Annotated in this window: 24 protein-coding genes; 18 read left to right on the top strand and 6 right to left on the bottom strand. The window is 63.9% G+C overall.

Going from position 1 to position 22,591, the window contains the following annotated elements; translation table 11 throughout:
- The first annotated feature begins 110 nt into the window (after positions 1-110).
- From ASD44_RS06360 to lpxK, 6 genes are all read left to right on the top strand, one after another.
- Positions 111-1,454: a TldD/PmbA family protein gene (locus ASD44_RS06360; RefSeq protein WP_056109919.1), complete on the top strand. Its 1,344-nt coding sequence runs from the start codon at positions 111-113 to the stop codon at positions 1,452-1,454.
- Positions 1,441-2,247: a 3'(2'),5'-bisphosphate nucleotidase CysQ gene (locus tag ASD44_RS06355; protein WP_056109917.1), complete on the top strand. Its 807-nt coding sequence runs from the start codon at positions 1,441-1,443 to the stop codon at positions 2,245-2,247. Before ASD44_RS06360 ends, ASD44_RS06355 begins: the two co-directional genes overlap by 14 nt.
- A gap of 73 nt (positions 2,248-2,320) precedes the next feature.
- On the top strand, positions 2,321-2,566 hold the full coding sequence (locus ASD44_RS06350) for a DUF4170 domain-containing protein (protein ID WP_056109915.1): 246 nt from the start codon (positions 2,321-2,323) through the stop codon (positions 2,564-2,566).
- A 20-nt stretch (positions 2,567-2,586) separates the two neighbouring features.
- On the top strand, positions 2,587-3,354 hold the full coding sequence (locus ASD44_RS06345; RefSeq protein ID WP_244478728.1) for a lysophospholipid acyltransferase family protein: 768 nt from the start codon (positions 2,587-2,589) through the stop codon (positions 3,352-3,354).
- A complete protein-coding gene (waaA, locus tag ASD44_RS06340; RefSeq protein WP_056109911.1) occupies positions 3,354-4,670 on the top strand; it encodes a lipid IV(A) 3-deoxy-D-manno-octulosonic acid transferase in 1,317 nt (438 codons plus the stop codon). Before ASD44_RS06345 ends, waaA begins: the two co-directional genes overlap by 1 nt.
- 1 nt (position 4,671) lies before the next feature.
- Complete coding sequence (gene lpxK / locus ASD44_RS06335; protein ID WP_056109909.1) at positions 4,672-5,715, top strand: tetraacyldisaccharide 4'-kinase; 1,044 nt, start codon at positions 4,672-4,674, stop codon at positions 5,713-5,715.
- Here lpxK and ASD44_RS06330 read toward each other — a convergent pair.
- Positions 5,712-5,945, bottom strand: a complete 234-nt coding sequence (locus ASD44_RS06330) for a DUF2093 domain-containing protein (RefSeq protein ID WP_056115563.1) — start codon at positions 5,943-5,945, stop codon at positions 5,712-5,714. The genes lpxK and ASD44_RS06330 overlap by 4 nt on opposite strands.
- Positions 5,946-6,069: 124 nt before the next feature.
- Between ASD44_RS06330 and ASD44_RS06325 the strand changes: the two genes are divergently transcribed.
- Entirely contained in the window at positions 6,070-6,660 is a 591-nt protein-coding gene (locus ASD44_RS06325) for a hypothetical protein (RefSeq protein WP_056109908.1), read from the top strand.
- A 1-nt stretch (position 6,661) separates the two neighbouring features.
- On the opposite strand, the gene ASD44_RS06320 is transcribed toward ASD44_RS06325, so the two are convergent.
- A complete protein-coding gene (locus ASD44_RS06320) occupies positions 6,662-7,585 on the bottom strand; it encodes a LysR substrate-binding domain-containing protein (protein ID WP_156459794.1) in 924 nt (307 codons plus the stop codon).
- Between the two features lie 105 nt (positions 7,586-7,690).
- Here ASD44_RS06320 and ASD44_RS06315 point away from each other — a divergent pair, with 105 nt between their 5' ends.
- On the top strand, positions 7,691-8,584 hold the full coding sequence (locus tag ASD44_RS06315) for a DMT family transporter (RefSeq protein ID WP_056109906.1): 894 nt from the start codon (positions 7,691-7,693) through the stop codon (positions 8,582-8,584).
- A gap of 36 nt (positions 8,585-8,620) precedes the next feature.
- Here the strand turns inward: ASD44_RS06315 and mutL are convergent, their stop codons facing one another.
- The gene (gene mutL / locus ASD44_RS06310) at positions 8,621-10,480 is read right to left on the bottom strand and encodes a DNA mismatch repair endonuclease MutL (protein WP_056115557.1); all 1,860 of its coding nucleotides are present in this window, start codon (positions 10,478-10,480) and stop codon (positions 8,621-8,623) included.
- A gap of 183 nt (positions 10,481-10,663) precedes the next feature.
- Here mutL and ASD44_RS06305 point away from each other — a divergent pair, with 183 nt between their 5' ends.
- The 5 genes from ASD44_RS06305 (at position 10,664) to ASD44_RS06285 (ending at position 14,630) form a co-directional block, all read left to right on the top strand.
- The gene (locus ASD44_RS06305) at positions 10,664-11,146 is read left to right on the top strand and encodes a hypothetical protein (protein ID WP_056115555.1); all 483 of its coding nucleotides are present in this window, start codon (positions 10,664-10,666) and stop codon (positions 11,144-11,146) included.
- A 12-nt stretch (positions 11,147-11,158) separates the two neighbouring features.
- Complete coding sequence (locus ASD44_RS06300) at positions 11,159-11,677, top strand: hypothetical protein (RefSeq protein WP_056109904.1); 519 nt, start codon at positions 11,159-11,161, stop codon at positions 11,675-11,677.
- A 112-nt stretch (positions 11,678-11,789) separates the two neighbouring features.
- On the top strand, positions 11,790-13,193 hold the full coding sequence (locus ASD44_RS06295; RefSeq protein ID WP_056109902.1) for an L-serine ammonia-lyase: 1,404 nt from the start codon (positions 11,790-11,792) through the stop codon (positions 13,191-13,193).
- Between the two features lie 95 nt (positions 13,194-13,288).
- Positions 13,289-13,729 carry a DUF1489 family protein gene (locus ASD44_RS06290; RefSeq protein ID WP_056109900.1) on the top strand — a complete coding sequence of 147 codons (441 nt, stop codon included), beginning with the start codon at positions 13,289-13,291 and terminating at the stop codon, positions 13,727-13,729.
- 205 nt (positions 13,730-13,934) lie between these two features.
- Complete coding sequence (locus tag ASD44_RS06285) at positions 13,935-14,630, top strand: DnaJ domain-containing protein (protein WP_056109899.1); 696 nt, start codon at positions 13,935-13,937, stop codon at positions 14,628-14,630.
- A 47-nt stretch (positions 14,631-14,677) separates the two neighbouring features.
- Here ASD44_RS06285 and ASD44_RS06280 read toward each other — a convergent pair whose 3' ends face one another.
- Positions 14,678-16,027 carry a D-alanyl-D-alanine carboxypeptidase family protein gene (locus tag ASD44_RS06280; protein WP_056109897.1) on the bottom strand — a complete coding sequence of 450 codons (1,350 nt, stop codon included), beginning with the start codon at positions 16,025-16,027 and terminating at the stop codon, positions 14,678-14,680.
- A gap of 260 nt (positions 16,028-16,287) precedes the next feature.
- Between ASD44_RS06280 and ASD44_RS06275 the strand changes: the two genes are divergently transcribed.
- The 3 genes from ASD44_RS06275 to clpA all read left to right on the top strand — a co-directional run bounded on the left by ASD44_RS06275 (position 16,288) and on the right by clpA (position 19,689).
- Positions 16,288-16,617 carry a phasin family protein gene (locus ASD44_RS06275; RefSeq protein WP_056109894.1) on the top strand — a complete coding sequence of 110 codons (330 nt, stop codon included), beginning with the start codon at positions 16,288-16,290 and terminating at the stop codon, positions 16,615-16,617.
- A 269-nt stretch (positions 16,618-16,886) separates the two neighbouring features.
- Entirely contained in the window at positions 16,887-17,216 is a 330-nt protein-coding gene (gene clpS / locus ASD44_RS06270) for an ATP-dependent Clp protease adapter ClpS (RefSeq protein ID WP_056109892.1), read from the top strand.
- A 7-nt stretch (positions 17,217-17,223) separates the two neighbouring features.
- Positions 17,224-19,689, top strand: coding sequence for an ATP-dependent Clp protease ATP-binding subunit ClpA (clpA, locus tag ASD44_RS06265; RefSeq protein WP_056109890.1), 2,466 nt, complete (start codon positions 17,224-17,226; stop codon positions 19,687-19,689).
- A gap of 68 nt (positions 19,690-19,757) precedes the next feature.
- Here clpA and ASD44_RS06260 read toward each other — a convergent pair whose 3' ends face one another.
- A complete protein-coding gene (locus tag ASD44_RS06260; protein ID WP_156459792.1) occupies positions 19,758-20,852 on the bottom strand; it encodes a phosphatase PAP2 family protein in 1,095 nt (364 codons plus the stop codon).
- Between the two features lie 187 nt (positions 20,853-21,039).
- On the opposite strand from ASD44_RS06260, the gene ASD44_RS06255 reads away from it, so the two are divergent.
- Together ASD44_RS06255 and ASD44_RS06250 are read left to right on the top strand one after the other, a co-directional pair.
- A complete protein-coding gene (locus ASD44_RS06255) occupies positions 21,040-21,783 on the top strand; it encodes an AzlC family ABC transporter permease (protein ID WP_056115548.1) in 744 nt (247 codons plus the stop codon).
- The gene (locus ASD44_RS06250) at positions 21,780-22,130 is read left to right on the top strand and encodes an AzlD domain-containing protein (protein WP_056109888.1); all 351 of its coding nucleotides are present in this window, start codon (positions 21,780-21,782) and stop codon (positions 22,128-22,130) included. The genes ASD44_RS06255 and ASD44_RS06250 overlap by 4 nt, the downstream gene beginning before the upstream one ends.
- A 3-nt stretch (positions 22,131-22,133) precedes the next feature.
- Here ASD44_RS06250 and ASD44_RS06245 read toward each other — a convergent pair whose 3' ends face one another.
- Positions 22,134-22,565 (bottom strand): HIT family protein, encoded by a 432-nt coding sequence (locus ASD44_RS06245; RefSeq protein WP_056109887.1) that lies wholly within the window; start codon positions 22,563-22,565, stop codon positions 22,134-22,136.
- Between the last annotated feature and the right edge of the window lie 26 nt (positions 22,566-22,591).

Genomic DNA, 22,591 nt, shown 5'->3' with positions numbered 1-22,591 from the left:
GATCCGCCGCGCGGCGGATGGTCGCTTCTCCCATTGCACAACTATGACCGGAACAATAGATGGTGCAGCAGCGACGCTGCCGGGTGCGGCCGAAAAATCAGGGCTCTAACATGAACGATACGCTGGATTCCGCCAAACTGACCGACCGCGTTGCCGGATTGGTGGAAGCGGCGAAACAGGCCGGCGCGGATGCCGCCGACGCGGTGGTTGCGATGAGCCGTTCCACCGGCGTGTCGGTGCGGCTCGGCAAGGTCGAGAACACCGGCGCTTCGGAAAGTGAAGACATGTCTTTGCGCGTTTTCGTCGACGGCCGCGTGGCGAGCGTCTCGGCGACCGTCAATTCCGATGCGAAGGCATTGGCCGAGCGCGCGGTGGCGATGGCCAGGGTGTCGCCCCAGGATCCGTACCAGAGTCTCGCCGACCCGGCTTTGCTCGCGCGCCAGCCGATGGACCTCGATCTTTTCGATCCTACGGTCGTTTCGGCCGACAGGCTGCGCGACGACGCCCTGGCCGCGGAGGAGGCGGCGATGGCCGTAAGCGGCGTGACCAATTCCTCAGGCAGCGGCGCCGGCACCGGCTATTTCGGCATGGTGCTGGCGACGTCGCATGGATTCCTTGGCCAATATGGCAGCAGTCAGTTCTCCCGTTCCACAAGCGTCATCGCCGGCGAGGGGACGAAGATGGAGCGGGACTATGAATTCTCGTCGAGACTGCATTTCGCCGAACTCGATTCACCGCAGGACATAGGACGCAAGGCAGGCGAGCGGGCGGTGAAACGGCTCGGCGGCCGCAAGGTGAAGACGGGCACGGTCGATGTCATTTTCGACCCGCGCGTCGCTCGTGGTCTTGCCGGACATCTGACCGGAGCCATCAATGGCGGCGCGGTGGCGCGCAAGACCAGCTTCCTGCGCGACTTGATGGGCAAGCGGGTGGCTTCCGCGTCGATCACGGTGACCGACGACCCGCTGCGTAGGCGCGGCCCGGCGTCGCGGCCCTTCGATGGCGAAGGCGTGGAGGGCGAGAAGCTTTTCATCGTGGAAAAAGGCGTGCTGAACCATTGGCTGCTTTCGACGTCCTCGGCGCGTGAACTCGGCCTGACGACCAACGGGCGCGGCGCGCGCAACGGTTCGTCCGTCGGGCCGTCGCCAACCAATTTCGCCATCGAGGCCGGAGAGACTTCCCCGCACGAGATGATCCGGTCGCTGAAATCCGGCTTCTACGTCAACGAGTTGTTCGGTCACGGCGTCGATATGATTACCGGCGAATACAGCCGTGGCGCTTCCGGCTTCTGGATCGAAAACGGCGAGCTTGCCTATCCGGTGTCGGAAGTGACGATCGCCTCGAACCTTAAATCCATGTTCATGAGCATGGTGCCGGCCAGCGACCTCGACCGCAATTTCGGCATTGCGTCCCCGACGCTGCTGATCGAGGGGATGACGCTTGCCGGAAACTGACACAGCCGGCATTGCCGCTGCCGCCGAAGATCTCGACCTCTTGAAGAATGCCGCGCGCGAAGCCGGCGTCATCGCCATGGGCTATTTCGGCAAGAGCCCCGAAGTGTGGATGAAGGGTGGCACGTCTCCGGTCAGCGAGGCGGATTATGCCGCCGACACCTATCTGAGGGAAACGCTGCTGTCGGCGCGGCCCGACTATGGTTGGCTGTCCGAGGAGACGGCGGACGATCCCGCGCGGCTGTCGGCGCGGCGGACCTTCGTTGTCGATCCGATCGACGGTACGCGCGGCTTCCTGGAAGGACGGAGCACATGGTGCGTCAGCGTCGCCGTGGTGGAGGCAGGGAGGTCGCTGGCAGGTGTGCTCGAATGCCCCGCCAGACAGGAGACCTATTGGGCAATGCGGGGGCAGGGCGCCTTCCGCAACGGTCTTCCCATTCGGACCGGAGAGCTGGGGGAAATCCTCAATATCGCCGGGCCGAAGGCGCTGCTGGACCGGCTTCCGCAGGCGTGGCAGGGCCGGATGAACCGGGTGCCGCATATACCCTCGCTTGCCTACCGGCTGGCGATGATCGCCGATGGCAGTCTGGATGCGACGTTCGTCAAACCGAACGCCCATGACTGGGACATCGCCGCCGCCGAACTGATCCTGACCGAAGCCGGCGGGTATCTTTTCGACAGCCGCCGCCGCACGCCCTCTTATGCTGGCGAAATCACGGAACTCGGCGCGCTGGCCGCCGGCAGTACTGCACTGGTCGATGAGCTCATCGACGTGCTGGCCGACGCGCAGAACTGATCGCGTTTCAAGGTTTCAAAGTCGGCTGCTTTGGTCTAGACCAGTCGCAAATCACGCAATGTGAGGACATGACATGGTCGGAGAAGACGGGAAAAAGCAGCTTCTGCACCTGGTTTTCGGCGGCGAACTGGCGAAGCTGGGCAGCACGGAATTCCGCGATCTCGACAACCTCGACATCGTTGGAATCTATCCCGATTACCAGACGGCCCAGACGGCCTGGAAGGCCAAGGCACAGGCCAGTGTCGACAATGCACATATGCGGTATTTCGTCGTCCATCTGCACCGCTTGCTCGATCCGCAAAGCGGTGCCGGTTCGTAATGCGAGACGGCAAGGCAGAAATGTCGCGGACCGCCGTTTCCGCACCCGGCAAGCGACGTGATCGCCGGCTGAAGTCGTTCTGGAAACGTGTCCGCCGGCCGCTGGCCGAATCGCGGTTCGTCAAGGGCGCCATCGCCAGCCTGTTCACGCAGGCGATGCGCTTCATCCGGCTGACCAATCCGGCCGTGGCGGGCTCCATCGTCTTTGCCGGCAGCCGCTACGAGGATCTGGAGCCTGGCATCATCGCGCTCTGGCATGGCCAGCACATTTTGCTGCCGGCGTTCTATCCCAGCCGCACGCCCCTGGTGGCGATGGTTTCGCGTAGCGCCGACGCCGAGATCAATGCGCTTGTCATCGAGAAGTTCGGCATCGAGTCGGTGCGCGGTTCGGGTGGGCGCAGCGATACGCGGCAGATGGACAAGGGCGGGGCCAAGGCGCTCATCGCCCTGAAAAAGTCGCTCATGTCAGGCAAGAACGTCTGCATGATTGCCGACATCCCGCATGGAACACCGCGCGAATCAGGCATGGGCGTCGTGCTTCTGGCAAAGCTCTCCGGACGCCCGATCTTTCCCGGCGCGCTGGCGACGAGCCGCCGCAAGGTGATCGAGAAAAGCTGGGACAAGACAACGATCAATCTGCCCTTCGGGCGTTCGGCCATCGCGGTCGGCGAGCCCATCTTCGTCGCCGCCGACGCGGACGAAACCGAGATGGAAAACAAGCGCCGCGAATTGACCGCCGAGCTGAACTGCGCCACGGCCAAGGCATATCGCCTCGTGGACGAGCGCTGATGAGCGAGCGCTGGGCCAGGACGATGCTGTCCCTCTACCGCTTCGCCGGGGCTGCCGCCTATCCGCTGGCGCGGCCCTATGTGGCGTGGCGGGCTTCCAACGGGAAAGAGGACCGCAGCCGCAGCCGAGAGCGCCGGGGGGTCGCCAGCCAGCCGCGGCCGGAGGGGCCACTGATCTGGGTGCACGCGGCGAGCGTCGGTGAAACGATCGCGGTCATCCCGCTGGTCGAAAGCATTCTGGATTTCGGGGTCAATATCGTGCTGACGACCGGCACGGTGACGTCGGCGAAAGTGGTCGAGGACCGCTTGCGCGGGCGCGTCATCCATCAGTATGTCCCGCTGGACCTGAAGCCGGCGGTCAGCCGTTTTCTCGATCATTGGCGGCCGGACCTGGCGATCATCGCCGAGTCGGAAATCTGGCCGATAACCATCCTCGAACTCGGCGCCCGGAGCGTGCCGCAGGTACTTGTCAACGGCCGGCTGTCGGACCGCTCCTTCGCCTCGTGGAAAAAGCGCGCGCACATCGCCGAGGCGCTGTTCGAGAATATGGCGCATGTGGTGGCCCAGTCGGAACTCGATGGGGAGCGCTTTAGCGCGCTTGGCGCCCGGCCCGTCACCGTTTCCGGCAATCTCAAGGTCGATACGGCCCCACCCCCGGCCAACGAAAAGGCTCTCGCGGCGCTGACCAGGCAGATCGGCCAGCGTCCGACATGGGCCGCGGTGTCCACCCATGACGGCGAGGAGGCGGTGGCGGCGGAAGTCCATGCGGCGCTGCGCCGCCGGCACAAGGGCCTGCTGACAATCATCGTGCCACGCCATCCCAACCGGGGCGATGCGGTCGCCGCGCATATTACGGGAATGGGGCTGAGCCTCGCCCGCCGCAGCAGCGGCGACAAGATCACCGCCGACACGGATATCCTGCTGGGCGACACGATCGGCGAGATGGGGCTTTATCTGCGGCTCACCGAGATCGCTTTCGTTGGCCGTTCACTGACCTCGGAGGGCGGACAGAACCCGCTGGAACCGGCGATGCTGGATACGGCCGTGCTGGCCGGGCGCAACGTGCAGAATTTCCGCGAATCCTATCAACGCCTGCTGGATAGCGGGGGCGCCAAGCTCGTGCGCGACCGCAACATGCTGGCCGGGGCGGTTAATTTCCTGCTTTCCAACGAAGTGGCCCGCCACGAGATGATCGCCGCCGGCGCCGCTACGGTGGGCGAGATGCGCGGCGCGCTGTCGCGCACCCTGAAAACACTCGAGCCTTTCATCCAGCCGCTGATCGTCAAGGCCCGGCTCAAACGGGCGAACGGCCGGTAGAATGGCCAGCGAAGCGCCGCCCTTCTGGTGGGAAAAGCCGGACTGGCGGGCGCGGGCACTTTTTCCGCTGTCTGCGGCCTATGCCGCGGTCGCCGGTCGCCGCATGAAGTCGGCGAGACGCGAAAGGATTGCAGCGCCCGTTCTGTGCGTCGGCAACTTCACCGTCGGCGGCAGCGGCAAGACGCCGGTGGCCATTTCGCTTTGCCGGCAGGCGCTCTCGATGGGGCTGAAGCCCGGGTTCCTCTCGCGCGGCCATGGCGGCAGCTTCGCGGAGCCGCATATCGTCGATGTCCATCATGACAGCGCCAAGCATGTCGGCGACGAACCGCTGCTGCTCGCCGCCCACGCGCCGGTGGCTGTGACGCCAGACCGGGCGGCCGGTGCGCGGCTGCTCATCGACAAGCACGGCTGCGATTTCCTCATCATGGATGACGGGTTCCAGAGCGGCCGCATCCATATCGATTTCGCGCTGATCGTCGTCGATGCCCGGTATGGGCTGGGCAACGGGCATGTGATACCGGGCGGGCCGTTGCGCGCGCGGGTTGCGGACCAGCTGCCCTTCGCCGATGCGCTGCTGCGGATGGGCGACGGCACCGAGGCGGATGCGGTGGTGCGGCAGGTGGCGCGCGCGGGAAAGCCGATTTTCGCCGCGCGTACCCAGCCGCGCATCGATGACGGAATCGCGGGCGGGAAATTCCTCGCCTTCGCCGGCATTGGTCATCCGGATAAATTCTTCCGAAGTGTCGAAGAAGCGGGCGGAACGGTGATGCAACGCCGATCCTTCCCGGATCATCATTTCTACGCGCAGGACGAGTTGAGCGATCTAGCGGCGGATGCGGACAAGGAAGGCCTTGGCCTGATCACCACGGCCAAGGATGCCGTGCGGCTGGCCCAGGAGCCCTTACCGGAAGGATTCAGGGAAAAGCTGGACGTGCTTGAAATCGAAACGGTTTTCGATCTCGAGAACACGCCTGAGCGTATCGTCAATGAGACGCGGGAAGCGTGGCGGCGGCGTCGGCTGGCCAATCCGGGAACGGGCAGCTAGCTGCGCTTGCGCAACTCCGGATGGGCTTCGATCTCGCGGCCGAGCGAAACGACGGCATTGGCGTAGGGCTCCTGCCGGGCGACACTCCAGTATTTCAGGTCGTCCAGCGGAATGGATTCACCTGTGACGGCGCAGCGCACGAACGCGCCGGGGCTGGTGATCTGGAAATCGCCATCGAGATAGCGGATGCGGGCTTCCCGGCCGCCTGGGCCTTCGAAACGGTTCATCATCTTGCTGTGCCGGTCTCCATACGATTTCATCGCCACAAATAGGGGCCAGGGTCAAGCGCAACCAGCCTGACGCAACGTTCGGTTGCTAGCAAGGCTGCGAAAGTCGTAGGAAAGCCGGGACTGCATGGCCATTTCCGCCGTTCGCCTGATGTCGCTGATTGCGGAAGCGGTGAAGTCGCAGCCGCTGGCCAAGGCCGACCCGGCAAAGGTCGCGCTGGTCAAGGCGCTGGTTGCTCCCGCGCCACCAACAGGTTCATCTGCGAGCACGATCAGCACTCCGATACCGTCGGCGGCGTTGCCTCTGTCGGAGGCGGTGCGGTCGCAACAGGATGGATCGGCGGCTGTCCTGCGCGCCTATAGGCTCGCGGGAGCGGCCCTTTCGACCGAAGTCGCGGCGGACGAACCGCGTCCTCCGGGCGGCGCTTCCGATCCTCTGGCTCGTACGGACGTGTCTGCGCCAGGGGCGCGCGCGGCCGAACCACCCGCATCAAACCGTCCCGCTCCCTTTCCATTGCATGGGTTCGCGGTGCTTCCGCCTGCCGCGCAGGCTGACGCCTTGGCGGTCAAGTCCGGTAAGGGAGCCGTCCAAAAACGTTCGATACGCGGTGTGCAGGCTCCCGCAGAATCAACCGGCGAGAAAATCTCGGTCGGCCTGATCGTGACCGCTTCAGCGGTTGTCGCCGCAATGTTGCTGGCGCTGATCCTGGCGTTCTAGGCTACCGCTCGGCTTTCAGGAACGCATCGATGCGCCCGCGATCCACGCCGGCCTGTTTGCCGATGCGCTGCGCCAGCTCGGCGGCTGCGGCGCGGGGCCGGCCAAGCGGGCGATCCATCCAGTAGGATACCGGATTGAGAGCGGTGCGCTCGTCCACCGGAACGATGCGTCCGGATTTGAGCTGATGTTCGGTCAGCGGCGGCCTTGCCAGCGCGACGCCCAGACCATGGGCGGCAGCGTCGAGGACGAGGTTGTAATCCTCGAAGCGGCGATCCTGCGGACGCGGGCGATAGTCGATGCCCTGTGCGCCGAGCCATGCCCGCCATCCGGACGCGTCGGAATCGTTGATGAGCGGGTATTTGAGCAGCCGGGAAGGGTTGCCCTTGCCGATGTCGTCCGCCAGTTCCGGCGACGCGACCGGAAAGATGTGCTCTTCGAACAGTTGCAGCGATATGCGATCCGGGATGCGTCCGCGCCCGCAGCGGATCGACAGATCGATGCCCTGGTCGGCGAGGTCCGCCTGGCGGATGTCGACATCGAGAATGATGCGCAGCCGCGGTTCGCCGCTTTCGAGCGCTGGAAGCCTCGGCATCAGCCACAGGCCGCTGACGGACGGTATCGACGTCAGCCTGACGACGGCGGTGCCGCGCGGCTCTACCCAGCGGTCGGAGTTCGAGGCGATCAGCGCGAACGCTTCCGTCGTGCGCAGGTGCAGACGGTTGCCTTCGATGGTGAGGGCGACGCCGCGCGCGCCGCGGTCGAACAGCTTCAACCCGAGCCAGTCTTCGAGCTTGGCGATCTGCCGGCTGACGGCGCCGTGAGTGAGGTTTAGCTTGTCGGCCGCTGCCGAAAAGCTGCCGCTGCGCGCCGCCGCGTCGAAGGCGCGCAGGGTTTCGAGTGGCAGCATGTCGTAGCTGTGATCCATGCTCACAGCTCATCGCCGATTTCGTCGTTTGTCAATGGCGGGAAACGGGTGTCATGTGCCGGCCTACCACAGCTAATGCTTAGCCCGTTCAACAGAGCACAAGCCATGAGCGCCACAGTGAGCCTTTCGAATACGACACCGCGCATCGACACGACCGCCGCCATCGCCGTCGCCCTGACGGTTGTCGGCTGGGCATCGGCGTTTCCGGCCATCCGCGCCGGACTTGCCGCTTTCGGCCCTCTGGAACTCGGCGCCCTGCGCTTCGCCATCGCGGCGGTGCCCGCAGCCCTTTACCTCGCCATCCGCCGCCCTGCGCTGCCCCGGAAAGAGGAACTTTGGCGGTTCGCCGTCGGCGGTGTGATCTTCATCGCGCTCTACACGGCGCTGCTCAACATCGGCGAACTGACTGTTTCCGCCGGCGCGGCGTCCTTCATCATCAATGTCAGCCCGATTTTCACCGCCATCATGGCTATGGCGTTGCTCGGCGAGCGCTTTTCCAGGCTGGCATGGCTCGGCACCTTCGTATCGTTCGCAGGCATCGGCATCATCGCCATCGGCGAAGGGCAAGGGTTGAGCTTCAACGGCGGCGCGCTTCTGGTGCTCGGATCGGCGCTGTGCTCCTCCATCAACACCATCGTGCAGAAGCCGCTGCTCGTCCGGCACCATCCGCTGACCATCTCGGCCTGGAACATGGTGCTCGGCGCGCTGTGCCTTTCGTTCTTCCTGCCAAGCGCCTTGCGCGAAGCGGCGGTAGCCGACAATGCCGGCATCGGCGCCGTCGTCTTCCTCGCCATCGTCCCCGGCCTGATCGCCTATGCGGCTTGGTCGACGGCGCTGTCGCGCCTGCCAGCGGCGCGTGCCTCGAACTTCCTCTATCTCATCTCGCCCATGGCGACGATCATCGGCTTCTTCTGGCTGGGCGAAGTGCCTTCGCTCGGCGGCATTCTCGGCGGCGCGCTGGCGCTGGGCGGCGTGGTGCTGGTGAATTTGAAGCGGTAGCGCTCGCGCCCTCCCCACAAGGGGGAGGGTAAAAACTCATCGCCGCCCGAACAACCGCTCGATATCGGCCAGCTTCAGCTCGATATAGGTCGGGCGGCCGTGGTTGCAGGTGCCGGAGCCGGGCGTCGCCTCCATCTGCCGCAGCAGGGCGTTCATCTCCTCCGGCTTCAACCTGCGGCCGGACCGAACCGAGCCATGGCAGGCCATGGTCGCGGCGATGCGGTCGAGCCGGGCCTTCAGCGTATCGACAGTGTCGTTGTCGGCGATCTCGTCGGCGAGGTCGCGCACCAGTTGCACGACATTCGTTTCGCCAAGCATGGCGGGCGTTTCCCGCACGGCGACCGCGCCGGGACCGAAGCGTTCCAGCCGCAGACCGAAACGGGCGAAGGTTTCCGCATGCAGCGCCAGCCGCTCGGCGTCCTCCTCCGGCAGATCGACGATTTCGGGCAGAAGCAGCATCTGCGCCGGCAGCGGCCGCGAATGCAGCGCGTTTTTCAACGCCTCGTAGACCAGCCGTTCATGCGCCGCGTGCTGGTCGACGATGACCAGCGAGTCGGCGGTCTGCGCGACGATGTAGTTTTCATGCACCTGCGCGCGGGCCGCCCCCAATTCCATCTGCAAAAGCGACGCGTCAGCCTCGCCAAAGCCGGCGCGGGCGTCGGCGCTGTGCAGCGAACCGGTGTCGAAGACTTGCGGATCCTCGCCAAAGCCCGCGGCGACAACCGTTTCAAAGTCGAGCGGACGCTGGTGCGAGCGTTGGATGTCGAACGCCGCCGAGCCCGAGGTCCGGTAAGACCCGTAGCCGCCGTGACCGGTCGTGGAGGCGGCGGCGCGGGCATACCCCGCCGCGCCGGGCCGGAACGCCGCCATCATGCCGGCGGCGCCGGTCGTCGCCGGGCGAATGCCGGCCCCCGCCAGCGCCTGCCGGATGCCGCCGACGATCAGCCCGCGCACCATGCCGGGATCGCGGAAACGCACATCGGCCTTGGCCGGATGCACATTGACGTCGACCGTCGCCGGGTCGAGCGTCAGGAACAGCGCCGTCACCGCATGGCGGTCGCGCGGCAGAACATCGGCGTAGGCGCCGCGCAGCGCGCCGGCGATGAGCTTGTCGCGCACCGGGCGGCCGTTGACATAGGCATATTGCTGCAAGGCGTTGGCGCGGGTGAAGGACGGGATGGAGACATGGCCGGTCAGGCGCACGCCCTCGCGCTCGGCATCGAGATGCAGCGCATTGTCGGGAAATTCCGCGCCCATGATCTGCGCGATTCGGCGCAGCCTTCCTTCGGCGTCTTCCATCGTCGCCGGCAGTTCCAGCGTCGAGCGGTCGGAACCGGCGAGGGTGAAGCGGACGGCGGGAAATGCGATGGCGATGCGCTTCACCACATCGGCGATGGCCGAGGCCTCGGCGCGCTCGCCCTTCATGAATTTGAGGCGGGCGGGGGTGGCGAAGAAGAGGTCGCGCACCTCGACCGTCGTGCCCTTGTTGGCGGCGGCTGGCCTGACCGCCGACACGCGGCCGCCCTCGATGCCGATCTCGGCGGCGGTATCGCCGGTCGCGGTGCGGGAGCGGATGGAAAGCCGCGACACCGAGCCGATGGAGGGCAGCGCCTCGCCGCGAAAGCCCAGCGACCGGATATCGTGTATGTCGCTTGACAGCTTGGACGTGCAATGACGCGCGACCGCAAGCTCCAGTTCCTGCTCAGGGATGCCTGAACCGTCGTCGGTGACGCGGATCAGGCCGAGGCCGCCGCCCGCGGTGACGATCTCGACCCGCGTGGCGCCGGCATCGAGCGCATTCTCGACCAGTTCCTTGACGACGCTTGCCGGGCGCTCAATGACCTCGCCGGCGGCGATCTGGTTGATCATCGTTTCGGAAAGCTGGCGAATGGGCATCGGAAGACTATACGGGGATTCGACGCAGCCGGGATAGCAGCGCGGCGATGAAACCTCTGCAAAACCTTCGGCTTCATTCATGGCCGATCGATGTTCGAGCGCAATGGGCTTGATCGACCGCAAAAAAGCCGGGATGAAATGTTTGGTGCCAACGCGAATCCCGTTTCCGATGGATCGACGCCGATGAAAATGCCGTTCCTGTTCGTTGCCCTTGTGCTGGCCGCGCCCCCCATTGCTGTAGCTGGTCCCGCTGCGGACGCCGTCAAGTTCTTCTACACGCCGGTCAAGTTCGAGCCGGACGCCAAATATCGCGACCGCTTCACCGAACCGGTGACGAAGCTTTTCGCCCTCAATGACGAGGCGCTGCGGAAAAACCCCGACCAGATGCCGTGCATCGATTTCGATCCGGGGCTGGACGCGCAGGATTTCGACCAGAAGACGGTTTCGCGCACGCTGAAGCTTGACGAAACGATCAGCGGCGACACGGCGGAGGTGACCGCACGCTTCGATCTCTTCCCGGAGGGAGAAGGCGAGGGGTCCCGCCGCGAAATGATCTGGTCGCTCAAGCAGGTCGGCGGTTCCTGGAAAGTCGCCGACCTGACGTCGAAGACCAATGGCTGGACGCTCAGCACGCTGGAATGCATGACGGGCGAAAGCCTGGACTAGGAGAAGTCGGACATGCGTAGCCGGCGGTGGGTTTTCATGATCGCGTGCCTGCTGCCATTGGGGGTGAGTGCGTCCGCCGAAGGGTTGCTGGGCGCGGCGCCCGCGCAACCGGCCCTGGCGGCTTCAGGCGGCGGCAATGTCCCGTTGAAGATGGATGGTCCCCTGGCGCTGGTGAAGCCGTTTTACGAGAAGCTCGGCTCCGAACTCGACCCGGCCCAGCGCGGCAACTTCATCGATCCCGCCAGGACCGTGCTCGACAAGGCGGATGCCTTGCGTAAATCCGAGGGCGAATGTCTCGACCCGAACATGGCGCTGGACAATGCGCCGGCCGACAAGGCGCAGATCGGCGGCAGCCTCAAGATGCTCGATGCCGTCAGCGGCGACAGCGCCAATGTGGTGGTTGCGTTCGTCGTCGATGGCAGTCCGCACCGGCTGGAATGGAAGCTGAAGAAAATCGGCGATGCGTGGAAAATCGCCGACCTTTTGTCAGTGACCGGCGAATGGGCGCTCAGCCAGTATCAGTGCGAGTAGAAGGCATGTCGCGGCGGGAGCAGGCAAGGTCGGCACACGCGCAGCCACGACGTGCAAATGAGCAGAATTTCTAGCTGAATTCTCTATATTCGTCGCGCCAGCGGAGGCGTCATTGTTCCTCTCGGTTTTCGACCTGTTCAAGATCGGCATCGGCCCGTCGAGCTCCCACACGATGGGACCGATGACGGCCGCCGGCCGTTTCCTCGACGAACTGGCCGGCAACGACTGGCCGCGCCCCGCCGGCGCGACGGTGGACCGTGTCGCGGCCAGCCTGCATGGCTCGCTCGCCTATACCGGCATTGGCCATGGCTCGGACAGGGCGGTAGTCCTGGGGTTTGCCGGCCAGAACCCGTCGCAGGTCGATCCCGACGAGGCCGATGCCATCGTCGCCGGCATCGCGGCAGTCAGGCGCGTCTCGCCGCCCGGCCACCCGTCCTACCGGTTCGATCCGGCAATCGACCTCGTGCTTGACAAGAAGACGCCGCTTCCCGGCCATGCCAACGGCATGACGTTCTACGCCTATGACGCCGGCGACCGGCTGCTGCTGAAGCGCATCTACTATTCGGTCGGCGGCGGCTTCGTCGTTTCCGAGGAGGAATTGCAGCGGGCGAAGGCGAGGGGAAGCATCACCACCGAAGGCAAGAAGGTGCCCTATCCCTTCCGCAACGCGGCCGAGATGCTTGCGATGGCAGCCAGGAGCGGCCTGTCGATCGCCGAGATGAAGCGCATCAATGAAGAAACGCAGATGCCGGGCGAAGAACTCGACGCCGGTTTGGATGCCGTCTGGACCGCCATGCGCGCCTGCATCGACCGGGGCCTGGCGCAGGAAGGCATCATGCCGGGCGGGCTGAAGGTGCGCCGCCGGGCGCGGCAATTGCACGACAAGCTTCAGGAGGAGTGGCGGCTGAACCGTCCGAACCCGCTGCTCGCCAATGACTGGCTCTCCATCTACGCCATGGCGGTCAACGAGGAGAACGCCGCTGGGGGCCGCGTCGTCACCGCGCCAACCAACGGGGCGGCAGGGGTGATGCCTGCGGTGATGCGCTACTGGCTGCATTTCCACCCCGAAGCCGACCAGACTTCGATCCGCGATTTCCTGCTCACGGCGGCGGCGGTTGGTGGCATCATCAAGAGCAATGCCTCGATTTCCGGCGCCGAAGTCGGCTGCCAGGGCGAGGTGGGGTCGGCCTCTGCGATGGCGGCGGCCGGCCTGTGCGCCGTCATGGGCGGCACGCCCGCGCAAGTGGAGAACGCCGCCGAGATCGCGCTGGAGCATCATCTCGGCATGACCTGCGATCCGGTCGCCGGGTTGGTGCAGGTGCCCTGCATCGAGCGCAACGCGCTTGGCGCGGTGAAGGCGGTGACGGCCGCCTCGCTGGCGATCAAGGGCGACGGTTCGCATTTCGTGCCGCTGGACGCCGCCATCGAGACCATGCGCCAGACAGGCCGCGACATGAACGAGAAATACAAGGAGACGAGCCTCGGAGGCTTGGCGGTCAATGTGGTGGAATGCTGAAGCTCGCTTCCTTTCCTGTGAGCGGGGGGAAAGCGACCCTGTGCAAAACCCGTGGCGATGTTGAACCGGCGTCAGGCAACCGCTAGATTCCGGCCATGGCTCTCAATCTGATAAAGCTCTGCGTCGGCTGCGATAGCGTCGAGGATCTGGAGGAATGGATCGCATTCCGCCTCGATGAGAAGCGCCGCGCCGGCCAGGCCATGGAGCATTTCCACACCACCCGCATGGTGCCGACGCGCGGTGCCGAGATCGTCGGCATCGGATCGCTCTACTGGGTCATCAAGGGCAATGTGCAGTGCCGTCAGCGCATCACGGAAATCCGCCCCTTCACCGACTCGGAGGGTATTGGCCGTTGCCATCTGGTGCTGGATACCACCGTCGTGCGGACTGCATGGCAGTCGCGCCGGGCTTTCCAGGGCTGGCGTTATCTGAAACCGGCCGACGCGCCGGTCGACCTGGCCCGAGGCGCGGCGGCCGGAATCGCCGAAATGCCGCCCAAGCTGCGGCAGGAACTGGCCGAACTCGGCCTGCTCTAGAACCCGGCTCCAGCTTCATCTTCGCGTAAATTTGAAAGCGCGGTCCACCGGCCGCCATTATTGTTCGTTAGCAACCGCGAACCGCCTGCGACACGACGACTCGCATCGATCACCGAGGTGGAGTCTTCGATGAAGCAGCTCCGGCTTTGCCGCCGCTGTGCAAATGCACTTATGATCGACCGATGACCCTGATTGGCCTGGATATATGAGCGTTCTTATCGCGGCCTTTGCCGCAATCCTGCTCTTGCTCGCCGTGCTGGCGCTGTTCCTGCGCGCCGACCCATCGACCATGGCGCGTTCCATGCGGCGACTGGCTCCGCTGGCGCTTCTGCTTTGTGGTCTGGGCGCCATCTCGGCCGGCCGCGCCGGGCTGGCATTGCCCTTCCTCGCCGCAGCCATCCTGTGGCTGGGCTTTACCTGGAAAAACCGGCCCAAGCCGTCTGCTGGCCAGAAATACGCGACAGTGCGGACTGCCGCGCTGGAAATGAGCCTCGACCATCGCACTGGTCGCCTTGAAGGACTTGTTCTTGCAGGATTGAGCGAGGGACGGATGCTCGGTTCGATGGAATTGCACGAACTGACGGGACTCTATCGCGAAGTTGGCGGCGACCCCGACAGCGTCCGGCTTCTAGAGGCGTATCTTGACAGCCGTTTTCCCGTCTGGCGAGAGCACGCGCAACCGTACATCCGCGAAGGGCTGGGCGTTGCGCCAGGTCCGGGCGCCATGACTAAGGAGGAGGCCTACGAGGTCCTTGGTCTTGAAACGGGCGCCGCCCCGGCGCAGGTCCGCGAGGCGCACCGACGCCTGATGCAACGCCTCCACCCCGATATCGGTGAGGCGTCTTTCCTGGCGGCGCGGATCAACAAAGCCAAGGACATCCTGCTCTCTAATCACAACTAGCGCTCCTTCGACCTAAAACATTACCCGGGAGTATCCCGCCGTATCGATTACTGCTGTACGGCGTAGCAGGAAATTTTCTTCTTTTTCAAAGTGTTGCAGGCGTTCCATGCGGCATCCTTGGATTCGAAGCCGCCGAAGCGCGCGCGGTAGAACGTTACCCCGCCCTTGGCGAAGGGAACGGTGAAGCCAGCGGCGTCGGCGAGCACGGCCGGCGCCTTCTTCGCGGTCTTGTCGAGAGCCGACTGCGCTTCCGACGGGCTGGGGGATGACGCGACCTGGACGACCCAGCCGGCCGAGACGGACGCGGTCGACACAGGATCGATCGCGGCGGGTTCGGCCGCGGCATAGGCTTCCACGACCGGAGCCGGCACCGGCGCGACAGCGGCGGCTTCCGCCTTGGTCGGCAGTTCGATCTCGGCGTTTGCCGAGGCCACCTGAACCTCTTCCCGCGGCCGGCGGCCGGGCGTCGGCACGTCGTTCTTGGGCAACAGCACCTTGGCGAGCGCCGTGACTGGATTGTTCTCCGCCAGCGCGACCAGCGGGCCGTCGCCGCGCGGCGAGGCTTTCGGTAGATAGGCCTTGATCAGCTGGGCCATCTGAGCGTCGCGCTTGGCGCCCGAGGCGCCGCCCATGACGACCGCCACCAGCCGGCGGTTGCCATCTTCGACGGAGGACACGAGATTGTAGCCAGAGGCACGGGTGTAGCCGGTCTTGATACCGTCGACGCCCTTGATGCGCCCGAGCAGCCTGTTATGGCCGTTGATGCGCGTGCGCCCATACATGAACGAACGCTGCGAGAAGTAGCCGTAATACTGCGGATAGTGCTCGCGCAGCGCGATGCCGAGGACCGCCATGTCATGGGCTGTGGTGAACTGGGCCGGGTTGGGCAGTCCGTGGGCATTGCGGAAGACGGTGCTCTTCATGCCGAGCGCGCGCGCCTTCGCCGTCATCATGCGGGCGAAATTCGCTTCCGAGCCGCCCAGGAACTCGCCCATGGCCGTGGCGGAATCGTTGGCCGACTTGGTCACCATCGACAGGATAGCGGTTTCCACCGTCACCGATCCGCCCTTGCGGACGCCGAGCTTGGTTGGCGGTTCGGCTGCTGCGTTGGCCGAGAAGACGATCGGCGTGCTCTTGTTGATCTTGCCCTTCGAGAGGGCCTCGAAAGCCATGTAAAGGGTCATCATCTTGGTGAGCGAAGCGGGATAGCGCCGCGCATTCGCGTCCTTGGCGTAAAGCGTCTTGCCGGTCTTCGCGTCGATCACCACGGCCGCGTATTGCGCAGCCAGGGAGGCCGTCACGTCGGCCACGACGATCGTCATCGCCAAAAGGGCGATCACGGCCGGTTTAAAGGATGAGAGGGATTTGGAAATAACTGCCGCCAACGCCTTACGCACTGTTTTACCCTTTGACTTTTTTGTTGCTGGGGAGGGCAAAGGTCCCGCCCGATGGGGCAAGCTAGCGTGGGCAACGTTACCAATCCGTTTATGGTAACCGCCGCGTTCACCAATTTTCCCGCAGTCGAGGCAAACTTTATTCGAATCTTAGTAAACGGCGGCGCATCCGACTCACTGATTGCGGCGCACATTGACTTTTTGTGCGCTGCACAATATCTAGAGGGCATTGCACAACAAGTCGGATCCAAGGAGCCGCGCAGATGACCCAGACCTACGAGGACTTCAGTAAATACGGCAAGGAGTTCGCCGACACCGGGCTCAAGAGCTTCGCGTCCGTTTCCAAGGGCGCCCAGGCGATCGCCGTCGAGGCCACCGACTACAGCAAGAAGAGCTTTGAGAACGGCAGCGCCTTTTTCGAAAAGCTGTTTTCCGCCAAGTCGTTCGAGAACGCGGTGGAAATCCAGACCGACTACGTGAAGCAGTCGTACGAGTCGCTTGTTGCCGAAGCCACCAAGATCGGCGATCTCTACGCCGAGCTCGCCAAGGAAACCTACAAGCCTTTCGAATCGCTCGTCGCCAAGGCGAAGTAACGGGCCTTCAATTCTGTCCGATTGCAGGCATTCGCCCCGCAAACGAACCCGGTCGCCTCTCTGCGGCCGGGTTTTTTCGTTTCATGGCGTCCGCATAAATCAAGTTTGCGAAAAACCCGGCGGATTGGCGGCCTGGCTGTATTGTCAGGCAACCAGAAGGGCTTAAAATCCGGCAACGAAGACCTACATGTCGTTACATAGACGGGGATTCGACCCAGAGGCAGGGCTAAGTGACAATCGGTCTAACTGCCACGACACATGTGGCGCGTATGCAAAACGAAGGCGGTGACGGCAATGGGGCCGGACGCAGCACAGCTGTCATCACGCGCACGAAGACCAAGACCAAGAAGCCTAGCCTGTATCGGGTTCTGATCCTCAACGACGACTACACCCCGATGGAATTCGTGGTCCACGTCCTGGAGCGGTTTTTCCAGAAGGACCGCGAAGCCGCCACGCGCATCATGCTCCATGTTCACAATCATGGGGTGGGCGAATGCGGGGTCTATACATTCGAGGTGGCCGAGACCAAAGTGTCTCAGGTCATGGATTTCGCCCGACAGAATCAGCATCCGCTGCAATGCGTGATGGAGAAGAAGTGAGGAATTGATGCCTGCATTTTCCCAAGGGCTGGAAAAAGCGCTCCACCAGGCGTTGACATTCGCCAATGAACGTCACCACGAATATGCAACTCTCGAACACCTGCTGCTCGCCCTGATCGACGACGCCGAGGCCGCGGCCGTCATGCGCGCCTGCAATGTCGACCTGAGCGAACTGCGGCAGACCGTGGTTACCTATATCGATACCGAACTGGACAATCTCGTCACCGGTTATGACGAGGATTCCAAGCCGACCGCCGGTTTCCAGCGCGTGATCCAGCGCGCCGTGATCCATGTGCAGTCATCCGGCCGCGAAGAGGTTTCCGGCGCCAACGTGCTTGTCGCCATCTTCGCCGAGCGCGAAAGCCATGCCGCTTACTTCCTGCAGGAACAGCAGATGACCCGCTACGACGCGGTCAACTATATCTCGCATGGCATCGCCAAGCGCCCCGGCGCTTCCGAGAGCAGGACCCCACGCGGGGCCGAGGAAGAGCAGGGCGGCGTACCAGGCGCCGATCCGCAGGAGGACGGCGGCAAGAAGAAGCAGCAGGATGCGCTGACCGCCTATTGCGTCAACCTGAACAACAAGGCGAAGGCGGGCCGCATCGATCCGCTGATCGGCCGCAGTTCGGAGATCAGCCGCACCATCCAGGTGCTGTGCCGCCGGTCGAAGAACAATCCGCTCTATGTCGGCGACCCCGGCGTCGGCAAGACGGCGATCGCCGAAGGCCTGGCCAAGCGGATCGTCGAGGGCGATGTGCCGGAGGTGTTGAACGACGCGACCATCTTCGCGCTCGACATGGGCACGCTGCTTGCCGGCACGCGCTATCGCGGCGATTTCGAGGAACGGCTGAAGCAGGTCGTGAAGGAGCTCGAGGATTATCCGGGGGCCATCCTGTTCATCGACGAAATCCATACCGTGATCGGCGCCGGCGCAACGTCCGGCGGCGCCATGGATGCGTCCAACCTGTTGAAGCCGGCGCTGTCTTCCGGCGCGATCCGCTGCATCGGATCGACCACCTACAAGGAGTTCCGCCAGTTCTTCGAGAAGGACCGGGCGTTGGTGCGCCGGTTCCAGAAGATCGATGTCAACGAACCGACCATCGAGGACGCCATCGAAATCATGAAGGGGCTGAAGCCCTATTTCGAGGATTTCCACAAGGTCAAGTACACGGCCGACGCCATCAAGGCTTCGGTCGAGCTTTCGGCCCGCTACATCAACGACCGCAAGTTGCCGGACAAGGCGATCGACGTGATCGACGAGACCGGGGCCTCGCAGATGCTGGTGCCCGAGGCCAAGCGCAAGAAGACCATCGGCATCAAGGAGATCGAGGCGACTATCGCCACCATGGCGCGCATCCCGCCGAAGTCCGTCTCGGCGGATGACGAGAAGGTGCTGGCGGGTCTGGAGATCGAACTCAAGCGGGTCGTCTACGGCCAGGATACCGCCATCACCGCGCTGACCTCGGCGATCAAGCTGGCGCGCGCCGGCCTGCGCGAGCCGGAGAAGCCGATCGGCTCCTATTTGTTCTCGGGTCCGACCGGCGTCGGCAAGACCGAGGTTGCCAAGCAGTTGGCGGCGTCGCTCGGGGTTGAGCTGCTGCGGTTCGACATGTCGGAATATATGGAACGCCATACCGTCTCGCGGCTGATCGGGGCGCCTCCCGGCTATGTCGGCTTCGACCAGGGCGGCCTGTTGACCGACGGCGTCGACCAGCATCCGCACTGCGTGCTTTTGCTGGACGAAGTGGAGAAGGCCCATCCGGACCTGTTCAACATCCTGTTGCAGGTGATGGACCACGGCAAGCTGACGGACCATAACGGCAAGTCGATCGATTTCCGCAACGTGATCCTGATCATGACCACCAATGCGGGTGCTTCGGATGCGCAGCGCGCTGCCATCGGCTTCGGCTCGACCAAGCGCGAGGGCGACGACGTGGAGGCCATCAACCGGCTGTTCACGCCGGAATTCCGCAACCGTCTCGATGCGATCATCCCGTTCGGCTCGCTGCCGGTGCCGGTCGTGCATCAGGTCGTGCAGAAGTTCGTCATGCAGCTGGAAGCGCAGCTTTCCGAGCGTGGCGTCACCTTCGACCTGTCGCCCGACGCCATCGCGTGGCTGGCCGACAAGGGCTACGACGAGCGCATGGGCGCGCGTCCGCTCGGCCGCGTCATCCAGGAGCATATCAAGAAGCCGCTGGCGGACGAGGTGCTGTTTGGGAAGCTGAAGAACGGCGGCACGGTGCGCGTCACGGTCGAGAAAAAGGAGACTGGCGAATCCGGCCTCAAGCTGGAATCGCTGGCCGACGAAGCGCCGGTGAAGCCGAAGAAGGAAGAGCCGGCCGATAGGCCGAAGGCCCGCAAGGCTCCGGCCAGGAAGCCGGCGGCCAAGAAGGCGGTCGCGAAGAAAGAAGAGCCGAAAGGCAAGGACGGCGGCAAGCGCAGCCTGGTGCCGCAACTGCCGCGGAAAAGCTGAGCACCGCCAGCCAGTCGCGAAAATCGAAAAAGCCCCCGGTTCGCCGGGGGCTTTTTTGTTGGCAGGATCTAGCGGAGCGGCATATCCGCGGCCGGAAAGCGCCGGATGAAGAGACCCGCCGTCTTCCATACGATCACTGCAAGGATGGCGCCTGCGTATCCGTCGACGGCATAATGCCATCCCAGTACAACCGAGCCGGTCATGATCAGGACGGCGAAGACACCCAGCAAGGCCCCGGCCAGTTTCGACCGCGCGCCCGCATAAAGCGCGATAAGAACCGCGGTCGCCACGTGCAGGGACGGGAAGGCCGAAATGCCGGTATTGCCGTTGGCGATATTCAGGTAGCCGCTCCAAAGCGTATCCTGGGTCTGCAGAGCCCAGACCGCGTGACTGCGTGCGGCTGCGGCGAGGGCGTCGGTGAGCGGCTGGTAGTCGTCGCCCAGGCCAAGCCGAGCGAAATAGCAGGGACCGGCGGATGAGAAACCGATTGCGACGAAAAATCCGCCGACAAGCCACAGCGTCATCAAGCTGATGAGGTAGCGATGCCTGAGCGCATTGTCGCGCTGGGTTATGGCGCAGGCGAATATCGAGCCGACGAGGACAACGAACCAGAAATTGTAGGCGAAGTTCAGGCCAAGAACAGCGAGCGGACTGCTAACCAGCCACCAGAGCCATTCATAAGGCTCCCTGCCGAAATGGAGGAGGCGGTCGAACCGCATCAGCGTTTCGTCCCAGGAAAACGGCTTCAGGATCGATATCGAACCCTTGAGCACGCCGAAAGCGCTGGCAAAAAGGATAAAGGCGGCTATGCCGTTGATGCCGTTCGCCAGGCGTTCGCCATTGCTGAAAAAATGCCCGAATGGCCGCAGAAATGACGAAAGAGGGTGGGGATCGCGCTCCACAATCGCGAGCCAGGCCAGTTTGACGAGCGCAAATCCGCAGCCGCCGAGCCAGAAAGCCGCCAGCAGGTACAGCCCGAAATCGGCTACGGTCCCGAAGTCGGGCACGCTGCGGGTATGCCAGCCGATCAGCAGGGAAAGAACCAACGTACCGATCGCCAGCGCATGAATCTGGCGGTGACGCCGCACGGCAGCCAGAAAGATTCGCCCGTAATCGTGCCAGGCTGGCGATGTTCGCGGGGTGATGGACATTGTCTCGACCATGCGATCCTCATGGGTTCGCGCGAACTTATGCGCAAACCGCTTGCCATTTCGCTAATCGGCGCCGTCCGGCGGCAATTCTTCAGGTGTGGGTCAGGATCGATCGGGTCGAAATACCCAGAGGCCAACTGCTGGGCCAGACACATTTTGATATCGTTCCAGCGCCGCCTCTATGCTACCCGACATTTCGATGCCTGTTGATCCATCCCTTTCGAGACGTTCATACCGCCGCCGCGTCTGGCTGCTGAGAGGCATTCGCGCCGCCTTTTCCCTGCCGGGTCTTATCCTTGCGAGTTCCTTCATCGGGTTTGCCGCACTTGCCAAGGATGCCGGGCTGACGCTGACGCAGACCGTGTTCATGACCGGCATCGTCTGGGCGCTCCCCTCGAAAGTGGTGCTGGTCGGCAGCGTCATCTCCAATACGGCGCTGCCGGCAGCGGCGCTTGCCGTGACGCTGTCGGCAATCCGGCTGATGCCGATGGTGGTGTCGATCATGCCCGAGGTGCGCACCGAGCGTACCCCAAGGTGGGTGCTCTACGCACTCGCGCACTGCGTGGCCGTTACTTCCTGGGTGGTCGCCCTCGAACGTTTCCGAACCGTGCCGCGCGACATGCGCACGACCTACTATGCGGGGCTCGGCTTTACGCTGATCCTGTTCAACATGCTGGTGGTGGCTGTCGTCTTCGTCCTGGCGCAATCGCTGCCGCCGGCGGTGTCGGCGGTGCTGTTCATGCTGACGCCGATCTACTTCCTGACGTCGCTATGGGGTTCGGCACGGGAGCGCGCCGTCCATGTGGCCATGGTGCTGGGGCTGGTGCTCGGCCCTGTCTTCCACCTGCTGTTGCCGGAGTTCGATCTGCTTGCGGCCGGGCTCATCGGTGGCGGCCTTGCCTATGGCTGGCACGTTGTCACCAGGAGGAGGCGGGCCGAATGATGTTTTTCAGCAATTCGGCCTGGTGGTGGCCTTATCTCTTCATTCTCGTCGGCGGATGGATGGCCACCGACATATGGCGCTTCCTTGGCGTCTATCTCGGCGGCCGGATGTCGGAAGACTCCGAGGCCATGGTGCTGGTGCGCACCATGGCGACGGCGCTGGTGGCGGCGGTCATCGGCAATCTGATCGTGTTTCCCACGGGCGCCCTGGCCGATACGTCACTTGCCTTCCGCATCGGCGCCGCCGGGCTCGGCTTTTTTGCCTATATCGTCAGTGGCAAGCGGATGCTGGTCGGCATCGTCATCACCGAAATCGTGCTTTGTATCGGGCTCTATATGGGCCTTTGACGGTCAGCCGGCGGCCTGCATGGCGGCGCGCGCCTTTTCCATGTTGGCGGTGAGCACGTCCGGATCTTCCTTTACCCCTGCATGGGGTTTCAGCTCAATGCCCTCGAAGCGAGGGAGAACGTGGACGTGGAGGTGATAGACGCTCTGTCCCGCCGCCGGTTCGTTGAATTGCCGGATGGTGACGCCGTCGGCGTTGAAGGCGGATTTTAGCGCCTTGGCCACCTTCTGCACGGTCTTGAACAAGGCGCCCAGCGTTTCCGGATCGGCATCGAGCAGATTGCGCGACGGCGCCTTCGGAACCACAAGCGCGTGCCCGTCGCCCTGGGGCATCAGGTCCATGAACGCGACGGTCGCATCGTCTTCGTAGAATTTGTATGCAGGCAGTTCGCCGCGCAGGATTTTGGCGAAGACGTTGGCGGGATCGTATTCTGTCATGATTGGCCTCGAAAAAGCGGACGAAC

The sequence above is a fragment of the Mesorhizobium sp. Root554 genome, assembly GCF_001427025.1.
GTDB lineage: Bacteria > Pseudomonadota > Alphaproteobacteria > Rhizobiales > Rhizobiaceae > Mesorhizobium.
This window is presented reverse-complemented; position numbering and strand designations above follow the sequence as displayed.